General features: G+C 44.9%; 11 protein-coding genes and 1 pseudogene. 3 read left to right on the forward strand and 9 right to left on the reverse strand.

The features are described 5' to 3' along the window. Positions 1 to 382: ATP phosphoribosyltransferase regulatory subunit (locus CVN76_RS24795; protein WP_232732467.1), on the reverse strand; the 382-nt coding region annotated here is incomplete at its 3' end. A gap of 470 nt (positions 383 to 852) precedes the next feature. On the opposite strand from CVN76_RS24795, the gene CVN76_RS24800 reads away from it, so the two are divergent. The 3 genes from CVN76_RS24800 to CVN76_RS31255 all read left to right on the forward strand — a co-directional run bounded on the left by CVN76_RS24800 (position 853) and on the right by CVN76_RS31255 (position 2,793). Beyond that, positions 853 to 1,926, forward strand: coding sequence for a processed acidic surface protein (locus CVN76_RS24800; protein ID WP_100533445.1), 1,074 nt, complete (start codon positions 853 to 855; stop codon positions 1,924 to 1,926). Further along, on the forward strand, positions 1,916 to 2,581 hold the full coding sequence (locus CVN76_RS24805; protein ID WP_442857602.1) for a class D sortase: 666 nt from the start codon (positions 1,916 to 1,918) through the stop codon (positions 2,579 to 2,581). Before CVN76_RS24800 ends, CVN76_RS24805 begins: the two co-directional genes overlap by 11 nt. Before the next feature lie 68 nt (positions 2,582 to 2,649). Beyond that, positions 2,650 to 2,793: a hypothetical protein gene (locus CVN76_RS31255; RefSeq protein ID WP_157805792.1), complete on the forward strand. Its 144-nt coding sequence runs from the start codon at positions 2,650 to 2,652 to the stop codon at positions 2,791 to 2,793. Between the two features lie 38 nt (positions 2,794 to 2,831). Here the strand turns inward: CVN76_RS31255 and CVN76_RS24810 are convergent, their stop codons facing one another. The 8 genes and pseudogenes from CVN76_RS24810 to CVN76_RS24845 form a co-directional block, all read right to left on the reverse strand. Then, the gene (locus CVN76_RS24810; protein WP_061141174.1) at positions 2,832 to 3,350 is read right to left on the reverse strand and encodes an acyltransferase; all 519 of its coding nucleotides are present in this window, start codon (positions 3,348 to 3,350) and stop codon (positions 2,832 to 2,834) included. After that, positions 3,347 to 4,015 carry a pyrophosphatase PpaX gene (gene ppaX, locus CVN76_RS24815; RefSeq protein ID WP_100533446.1) on the reverse strand — a complete coding sequence of 223 codons (669 nt, stop codon included), beginning with the start codon at positions 4,013 to 4,015 and terminating at the stop codon, positions 3,347 to 3,349. The genes CVN76_RS24810 and ppaX overlap by 4 nt, the downstream gene beginning before the upstream one ends. After that, positions 4,005 to 4,949, reverse strand: coding sequence for a nucleoside recognition domain-containing protein (locus CVN76_RS24820; protein WP_100533447.1), 945 nt, complete (start codon positions 4,947 to 4,949; stop codon positions 4,005 to 4,007). The genes ppaX and CVN76_RS24820 overlap by 11 nt, the downstream gene beginning before the upstream one ends. A gap of 27 nt (positions 4,950 to 4,976) precedes the next feature. Continuing rightward, entirely contained in the window at positions 4,977 to 5,789 is an 813-nt protein-coding gene (gene lgt, locus CVN76_RS24825; RefSeq protein ID WP_100533448.1) for a prolipoprotein diacylglyceryl transferase, read from the reverse strand. A 24-nt stretch (positions 5,790 to 5,813) separates the two neighbouring features. After that, a complete protein-coding gene (hprK, locus tag CVN76_RS24830; RefSeq protein WP_100533449.1) occupies positions 5,814 to 6,749 on the reverse strand; it encodes an HPr(Ser) kinase/phosphatase in 936 nt (311 codons plus the stop codon). Positions 6,750 to 7,075: 326 nt separating this feature from the next. Continuing rightward, positions 7,076 to 7,447, reverse strand: coding sequence for an iron chaperone (locus tag CVN76_RS24835; RefSeq protein WP_100533450.1), 372 nt, complete (start codon positions 7,445 to 7,447; stop codon positions 7,076 to 7,078). A gap of 241 nt (positions 7,448 to 7,688) precedes the next feature. Further along, entirely contained in the window at positions 7,689 to 8,789 is a 1,101-nt protein-coding gene (locus CVN76_RS24840; RefSeq protein WP_100533451.1) for a DUF4097 family beta strand repeat-containing protein, read from the reverse strand. Between the two features lie 308 nt (positions 8,790 to 9,097). Next, positions 9,098 to 9,787, reverse strand: a pseudogene (locus CVN76_RS24845) (excinuclease ABC subunit UvrA); the annotation flags it as partial.

Below are 9,787 nucleotides of genomic sequence, written 5' to 3' on the forward strand. Positions count from 1 at the left end.
TGCCAATCTGTTCGAATTCTGCCGGCCTGCCGCCTTCACGCTGCTGGGCCCGATATACATTCGCTGAATAGGCCAGGCGCAGCGGAATTTGCTGCTTTAACAGCTTCGATGCCGCCACCCGGGCAATGGGTGCTGTCATATCAGGCCGCAAAACGAGCGTATGGCCTTCGGAATCAAGAAGCTTAAACAACTGTTGATCTAAAATGGCTGAGGCCTCGCCAATCGTCTCATGATATTCCAATGCTGGGGTTTCAATGAATTGATAGCCCCACTTCTTGATTTCATCGCTCATTTCATTTCTGGCCTTCACTTTCGTCTCATATAGCACTGGCAGTGTATCTCTCATGCCTAACGGTTTCTCGAACATAAACGGCTTTGTCACGACTGCACATCCTTTTTAAAAATTAGTAACCATCTATTCAATCGGTTCGCCCTCTTTGGCCAAAACCAATCCTTGCCTCCATTGTCTTTGTACATCCTTTTATCCTTCCAAGATCAAGCACAGTTAAATCCTTATTTTTGGATCCATATAAAAATAGTAGCAAAAAGATTAACATAATCCTATAAATAATCATAATAATCTTACAAATTACTTTAGTTCGCTAATATGGTAATATGGTGAAGTTGTTAATAGTTTAACGCTGCCCTAACCTTCCGTCAAGAAAAAGCTATCGTTTCCCTTTCTATCACCCTAAAGATCCTCGCAGTCGCATGCGAAAAAAGCAGACCTTCCACCCACTCCCAACCTCCTATTTGCAGTCAATCATTGTTATTAATGTATACCTTTTGGTTTAGCTGTTTTATAATGGTTAGGAGTTTGGCTTTACTAGAAATTATTGGGGGGAAAAGAAATTGAAGAGATTTTTTTCGTTATTTGTAGCACTTATCGTTCTTTTTTCGGTAGGCTCAATCGGAGCTAAAGGCTTCGCTGCAACGAAAATGAACCAGGATGAGCTTAATGCATACCTGGCGGAAGTTAGAATGACACAAAAGGAATTGGAAGATTACTTAGCCTATTATGACTTGACCTTGAAGGAGATGGAATCGGTAGATGAGCTACGCGATACATTGGGACCGACAGTCACTCCTGAGACATTGAAGCAGTTATTGAAGGATTATGACATGACAGAAGCGGAACTGACGGAATTATTGATGGAGTATGGTGAATTGGAAGAAGGAGATTCCATCATCGATACCTTCCATTTCATTTATGATATAGAAGACATAATCGATTTAGAGATGGGTTATGATGACGAAGACATGGAATACGATGATGAAGAACTGGACGATTTACTGTCTGGACTTTTTACAGAGATCGGGCTTACGGACGAGGAGCTTGAAAGATTCATGAATCACCTTATGCCACTTGTCGAGGATCCAACATTCGAGGATCGCTTGATGGCGATATCCGACCGAATGGACAAGCTGGCTGATTTTGAAACAATCGATCAATTATCGGCAGGGCAAGTGGCAGAATTGCTTTCCATTTATAATGATTTGCAAAGCCTGCTTCAGGTCCAATTCAAGTTCGCCTTGATCCAGGACGGCGTCACTACGAACCTATCACTTGAAGCGTTATTCAAACTTAAAGATTTGAATAATGCCAGTTTACTAGTTTCCATTTATGATTTAAAAGGCAACCTATTGCTCGATTTCATCTTGACCGGTGAGATGATCGGTTCTGATTTAGTGAAGGAAACCGGGAATGACATTAAGCAGTCCACTCAAGTCATTTCTAAAGTGGCTGATGTAAAAGAAAAAAATGAAGTGAAAAAAGAAAAGAAAAAGAAGAGACCGACACATAAAACGGTAAAAGGCGGAGTGCTTCCTAAGACAGCCGGCAATTACCTATTGGGATCGTTGATCGGCTTAGTGATGATGGGCATTGCTTTCGGATTGATCAGAAAAGCGAGACTTGCAAAGTAAGATGACCGAAAATAGGCAATCCACGCAAAAGAAAAAATGGTTACTTGTCACCGCTGCTTGCTTTTTAATCCTCGGTTTTTATTTTACAACGACAAACACCTACACACTGCTTAAGGGTTATGCGATATATAAGTGGAATAAGCCCGAAGCAACGGAGACAATGGCACAGGCGCAGGCCAAGCCCTCAAAGCCCGAGAAAAAAGCTGCTGTACCCGTTGATCATGAGCTATATGAGCAACGGCCGGAAACGGGGGATCTGATGGGAGAACTTTACATCCCAAAAATCAAGGCAACGCTCCCGATTTACCATGGAACCGATGAGGATGAACTCGAAAAGGGCGTCGGCCATTATGCAGGGTCGGTTTTGCCCGGCGAAGACGATAATTCGGTTTTATCCGGTCATCGGGATACCATTTTCCGGGAGCTGGGTGAAGTCGGCAAAGGAGATTTGCTGATTACCAAAACGGAAGCCGGCACGTTTACCTATAAAGTTCGGAAGGTCCGTATCGTCGATGCTGATGACCGGACCGTAATCGTTCCGAAGCCTAAAGCCACACTAACAGTAACAACCTGCTACCCATTTTCATATATTGGTAGTGCACCGGAAAGATACGTATTGGTCGCCGATTTATTGAAAACTGAATTGAATGAATGAAAGAAGGGGCTGAAGTTTTTTCAGCCCCTTCTCCATCAATCCATTATTTTGAAGGGGGTTAGCTCAAAATGGACAAAGAGCAACAAGAAAGGTTTTTTCAAATTTTGAAAGATACTTATGAATCGACAGTGAACAAGGAAAATGCATCGATCGATGAGATCATGGATCACCTGAAGAACGAATTGACTCCGCTGTACCCTAAATGCAATTAAAAAAGGACGTGCCGCATTAATGGACAAGTCCTCCTTTTTCATATGGACGTTAGCTGATCACGCTCAAGCATTTCCTCTTTCGTATAGATGACCTTCATTGGATTGCCTCCGACGAAAGCCCCCTCCGGGACATCCTTATGGACAAGAGTTCCTGCAGAGACAATCGCCCCATCACCAATGGTCAGGCCCGGAAGAATGGTCGAATTGGCCCCAATGAGCACTTCATCCCCAATAATCACTTCTCCCAGACGATATTCCCTAATTAAATATTCATGGGCAAGGATCGTCGTATTGTAACCAATGACTGTATTCTTCCCCACTGATATTTTCTCCGGAAACATCACATCAGGCATGACCATCAAGGCAAACGAAGTATGCTTTCCGACCTTCATTTGCAAAAATGTCCTGTAAAGCCAATTCTTCATGCCTAGAAATGGTGTATAACGGGCTAGCTGGATCACGATAAAGTTCTTTACCACCTTCCAGAAGGGAACCGTCTTGTACACATGCCACAATGAGTTAGCCCCTTCAACTGGATGGCGGGTCGTGCGTCTCATCTTTTAGCCTCCGTGAGGTTTTCAATCTCGACGATATTCAGGAGATCTGCCATATTTTCAAGCATATAATCCGGTTGATGACTCTCCAGATACTCCCGGCCCTTAATCGACCAGGCCACGCCTGCCGTTTTTGTACCTGCATTCTTCCCGCCCAGGATATCATGATAGCTGTCGCCAACCATGATCGCTTCTTCAGGAACAGAGCCAAGCTGATTGAGCGCCTTTACTAGTGGCTCTGGATCAGGCTTTGCGTTTTCCACATCATCCAGCGTGACCACGACTTCAAAAAACTGATCAAGATTGCTTAGTCGCAGTCCCTTTTCGACGACATCGCGTTTCTTCGTCGTAACGACTGCCAATTTATAGCCAGCCTGCTTCAACGTTTGGACGGTTTCATAGACTCCGTCAAACTGCGTCACGAGGGCATCATGGTTCTTCCAGTTATGTTCGCGATAGAAAGCGATCATATCCTTCACCCGCTCCGGGTCAATCGACGTAAACGTATCGGTCAAGGTCGGACCGATAAATGGAATGATATCCTCCCGCTTGAACTGACCGGGACAAAAATGGTTTAACGTTTCAGTAAAAGATGCAATGATCAACTCATTTGTATTGATCAAAGTGCCGTCAAGATCGAATAATAATGTATTTATGTTACTGCTCATATACAGCTTCCTTTCTCTGTACACTGTCAGACCGATTCCAAATATACGCAACGACCATCGTTAGAACGATGGCGGTGAGCAACCGAATAAGTAACAACGGCAAGACCGGAATGCCCAGTGGGATGAAAATTAATGTGTCTTCAACGACAGCATGACAGGCCACTAAAAAAATGAAGGCAATGGTCATATCCTTCTTCGAGACGTTGTCTTCTTTTGCTGCTTGGATCATTACGCCTGCCCCATATGCCAAGCCGAGGGTAAGCCCCGTCACGAATGGCATGGAAGCATTCTGCTTCATCCCCAGCACTTTCATGAACGGAGCGAGTGCTTTCGAGAAGGCTTCCAGCCATTTTAAATCTTTCATGATTTGAACCACGACCATAAGCGGAATCACGATGACCGCAAGCTGGGCGATGCCGGAAAGTGCCTGAACGACACCGTGAATAAGGATTGCGCCCATTCCGTTAACCTCGGCCGTTTCCCCGATGGCCATCCCTTGAGCCATTTCTGATCCGCCATGCCAAACAAGGTTAATGACGATAGCTGACAAGAGAGCAAGCCCGATCCGGACTGTCAGGATGATCCACAGCTTGACTCCGGTTTTCATCGCCACGCCTGATTCAATCAATAAATTATGTGAAAATGATAGCATCATCGCGATGATGAATACTTCTTTTACGGTCAGATCGAGCGTCAGGATACCGGCAATCGCAGCATATAAGTTCAGGAAATTCCCTAATACGAGCGGTATCGCAGCGTCCCCTGGAAGACCGATGAGATTCATCAGGGGCGCTATCATCCGGATGACCCACGGCAATACAGGCGTAAATTGAAGCACGGTGACGATCAGCGTGACCGGAAATATCACCTTGCCCAACGACCAGGTTGTATTCAAGCCCGAAAGAAGCCCCTTTTTAACCGAATTCCCTATCACTATGTCCTCTCCCCTTACTGTTGTTCCCTACGCATCCATATATCTTTTGTCGGCTTTCCCGCTTACCCTTCGATAAATGATAAGGGCTAAGGCTGCAGCTATCAATGCGATGGAGATCACTTGTGCGATTCGCAGTGATTCCGTCAGCATCAAGCTATCCGTCCGCAAGCTTTCGATGAAAAAACGGCCGACTGAATACCATAATACATAGGTCAAAAAGAGCTCGCCCCTGCGCAAGTTCACTTTTCGCAAACTTAAAAGGATGATGACCCCGATGATATTCCAAAGCGATTCATATAAAAAGGTTGGGTGATAATACGTACCATTTATGTACATTTGATTAATGATGAATTCCGGCAAGTGCATATTTTCCAGGAAGGACCTCGTTACCTCCCCGCCATGGGCCTCTTGATTCATGAAATTACCCCAGCGTCCAATCGCCTGCCCCAGCAATAGGCTCGGAGCGGCAATATCGACCAGCTTCCAAAACGAGACCTTCTTCACCTTGGCAAACACGATAGTGGTCAGCACCGATCCAATCAGCGCACCGTGAATGGCAATGCCGCCATTCCATATTTTTATGATATCCCCAGGGTTTTGTGAATAGTACTCCCACTGGAAAATGACATAATAAATGCGGGCACAGATGATGGCGACCGGGACGGCAAACAAAATCAAATCCGTAAAGATTTCCTTATCAAGACCTCTTCGCTCCGATTCCCTCAAAGCGATGATAAGTCCCAATAACACCCCGAACCCGATGATCAGTCCATACCAATGAACCTGGATAGGTCCAAGATCGATCGCAATCGGATTCAGCGGCTGTATTCCTTGTTCCATTATGACCCCTCTTTTCCATACCGTTTAAAATTCTTCAAGTTCCGGATCGGCAATCGCATGATTCAAGCGATCCGAAAATTGTTCTGCCGCATTGACCCCCATCTTCTTCAGGCGATAATTCATGGCTGCCACTTCAATGATGACGGCTAAATTTCGACCTGGACGAACAGGTACGGTTATTTTCGTCACTTCCGTATCGATGATCTTCATTTTTTCTTCATCAAGGCCTACACGATCATATTGCTTGTTTTTTTCCCATAGCTCCAAGCTGATGACGATTGAAATCTTCTTATTGCTGCGGACTGCGCCAGCTCCAAACAGCGTCATGACATTGATGATTCCCAAGCCTCTTATTTCAAGAAGGTGTTCAATTAAATCCGGGGCGTTCCCGACCAATGTATCCTGGTCTTCCTGGCGGATTTCAACACAATCGTCAGCGACGAGGCGATGCCCCCGTTTCACTAATTCCAGGGCCGTCTCACTTTTCCCCACACCGCTTTTCCCGGTAATCAACACACCTAAGCCATATATATCGACCAATACACCATGAACGGCCGTGGTCGGTGCCAACTTGCTTTCAAGGAAATTGGTCAGACGGCTGTATAACCGCGTTGTCTTCATATTCGATTTCATTACGGGAACCGATTCCCGCTCAGAAGCTTCGATCAACTCTAACGGCACTTCCTGACCGCGGGTGATGATGATGCCTGGAGTAAAGTCCCGGCATAGCTCTTCCATCCTCTGTACACGATCCGCTTCATTCAGGCGATTAAAAAAGGACATCTCCGTCATCCCTAAAAGCTGAACCCGATCGGCAGGATAATAATCAAAAAAACCGGCTATTTCAAGACCAGGACGAGATAAATCACTTGTGACGATCGGTCGGTTAATTCCTTCTTCCCCACTGATGAGCTCTAGACCCAACGCTTCAACGATATCCTTTGTACGGACTTTTGCCATATATCTTTCCTCCTTCTGGAGCGATGCTGTTTTTCGAGATACTTTTACTATTTTAGCATTTTTCTGTTAATAACCAAACAAAGCATGATCTTATTTAACGTTTTTTTTGATTCACTTAACTTTCCTGGTCTGGCGGGAAGCGAACATGGCCCGCAAGTGTACGGGATGGTTCAAGTGCCGGTCTGGAATACGGTTTGAATAAAACGATGCAACAATAGAAAAGAGCCACACATTTTGAAAAAAGCCTGAACGAAATGTGTGGGTATCCTAATAACATGAATAGATATGGTTGGGTACGATTAAAAGAACCGAACCGAGGAGGTTTTTCATTTCCGCCAAAAAGTTGAACAGTCTGCCTTATCCATAATGTTAAACACGATCATTTTCTCTAGTAATGCAAAATCAACCGGACCATCCCACCGGATACGTACCAACTGCTTTGTATGATCATAGCCAGCCTCTACAATATCATTGGAAAAATGATTGATCCCTGCCGTTTCAGGGGCTACCGCCAGATGATGTTTGGCTACGCTAAAGCCGATAATATATGTGCCATGATCGGTGAACATAGGCTGATTCCACGCAATCTTCGGGGTTAAATTTGGGAATGTCCCACTTACCCAAGTCAGCACCTCTTCCGTTCGCTCCCTATGTTCCGGGTTAGCGATACTATCCAAATACTCAGAAAAAACGTCCATATCCTTCTCTCCTTTCTAAAAAAAACCTATATGCCCTGCCGCATCGATTAAAGTCCGCAGGCTCTTTTTAGATATTAAGTTGCTCCTGAAGATGCAAGATGGGGTCACCTTACTATCACTGGCAACTATCCTTTAGACAATCATATCCAACGGTCCGGCACGGTGCAACCTTATTTCAATTGATCCCCAAAGTCCCGATCAATCTAAAAAGCCCGCCAATTCGAATTGGCGGGCTTTTTCATCAGGAAACCGTGATCGCTGCGGTTTTTGTTTCCGCAAATACGTGAAGCAAAGGAACCTCTTCCTTGACCGTCTTGAACTTAAGAACCTTTTGGACAACATCACTTTTCTCCTCGATGATGGTCATCCCTTCCAGGGTAACGTTAAAACTGCCCAAATTAGATTTCAGCTCTCCTTCAATCGCCTTACCCGGCGGCAGGTTCAACTGGACCTTTCCAGTAACTGACTTCGCATGTACGGAATCGCAATCCATTCCTGAATTATGACAAACGATATCGCCATTGAATGTTTGGACATCCAATTTCTTGAAGTATCCATCAGCTTTAATCGCTCCGTTTAAAGTCTCCGCTTCCAGGTCAGTAAAGTTCGTATCTGAAATGGTGATCGTCCCGTTACCGGTTTCCAGTACACACGAATCACCATTACCTTGCAGGATATGAATCGCTCCATTCGCGGTTTTGGCTTTAAGGTTCTCTGATTTCAAGGACTCAGTCGTGATGGCACCATTGAACATTCTTACCTGTATGTCCTCATACTCCCTCCTGGGGATATACATGATCGTATCGACCTTCACCGCTTTTTCGCTGACCTTGAATGTGATCTTTCCATCCTGAATCGAAAAATCCACTTCATCCAGGAAACTTTTTCTCGCAGCCTCGATATCTTCCACCCGGTATACCTTTGCCTGACATTCAACCCGGACATCCTGCTGATCCCAAGTCGCGATTTTTATTCTTCCATTTGCTATATCCACATCCACTTCGTTCAGGAAATCATAATCATGCTGAAAAATATGGCTGACTTCCACTGATTTGCCGAAGTTGAAATCAAGGTCGGTATCTTTGATTTTCTTAAAAGCACTCTCAACGAAATCAAGAATCTTATCTTTCGATGACTGGATATTCTTCTTGAATGTATCCTGAGTGCTTCCTTCACTTTTCTTTTCCACGACTACAGTCGATAATTCATTTTGCAGTACCTGCCCTTTTGCTTCACTTTCCTGACTGGCTTTCTCCAATTCTTCCAATAGGCCCATGGCTTCGTCCGCGGATAGCTTTCCATCCTGAATCATTTCTAGAATCTTCTTTCTTTCCTCCTGCATGAACATTCCTCACTTTCTTCTATCATTTTATTCATACATACGCCTAGATATCTAAAAAGTTTCATAAATACTGTTTTTACCATCATTCGACAAAGTGAACTGACATTTTCCGAAACGGAAAACATGATATTCCCCCGGAAATATTCCGCTTTCCCAGCATTTAATCAAATGATTGATTAAATGCTGACTTTCATTTTTCTACAAAATAACAGGTAGCCTGCAGGAAAACGCGAAGATCATGGCGAGGTTGATCTTGGGCCGGTTCTTCCCAAAACAAAAGGGGAGCAAGCCTGATGGCTCGCTCCCTTTCATGCATGTTCATGCTCTTGTTCTTTTGCCTCGATCAAGTTTTCCATGCGGATTTGGTCACGCGTCAATACTGGCTTTAAATATTTGCCCGTGTATGATTCGGAAACCTCACATATTTTCTCAGGTGTACCATAGGTGACAATCGTTCCGCCCTTGTCCCCGCCTTCCGGTCCCAGGTCAATGATATGGTCCGCCGTTTTGATGACATCAAGGTTATGCTCAATCACTAAAACGGTATCACCGTTGTCAACCAGGCGCTGCAGCACCTCAAGCAGCCTTGCAATGTCATGGACATGGAGCCCGGTAGTCGGTTCATCCAGGATATAGAAGGAGCGTCCGGTCGAACGGCGATGCAATTCAGAAGCAAGCTTCACCCTTTGCGCTTCACCGCCTGATAATGTCGTGGCTGGCTGTCCAAGCTTAATATATCCCAAGCCCACATCAAATATCGTTTGGAGCTTCCGTTTGATTTTCGGGATATTTTCAAAGAAGCTGACGCCTTCCTCCACTGTCATATCGAGGATGTCAGAAATGTTTTTCCCTTTATATTTCACTTCAAGCGTTTCCCGGTTATACCGTTTTCCATGACAGACTTCACATGGAACATAGACATCCGGAAGGAAATGCATTTCGATTTTGATGATGCCATCGCCGCGGCAGGCTTCACAGCGGCCGCCCTTCACATTGAA

It is taken from the genome of Bacillus sp. mrc49, from assembly GCF_002803435.1.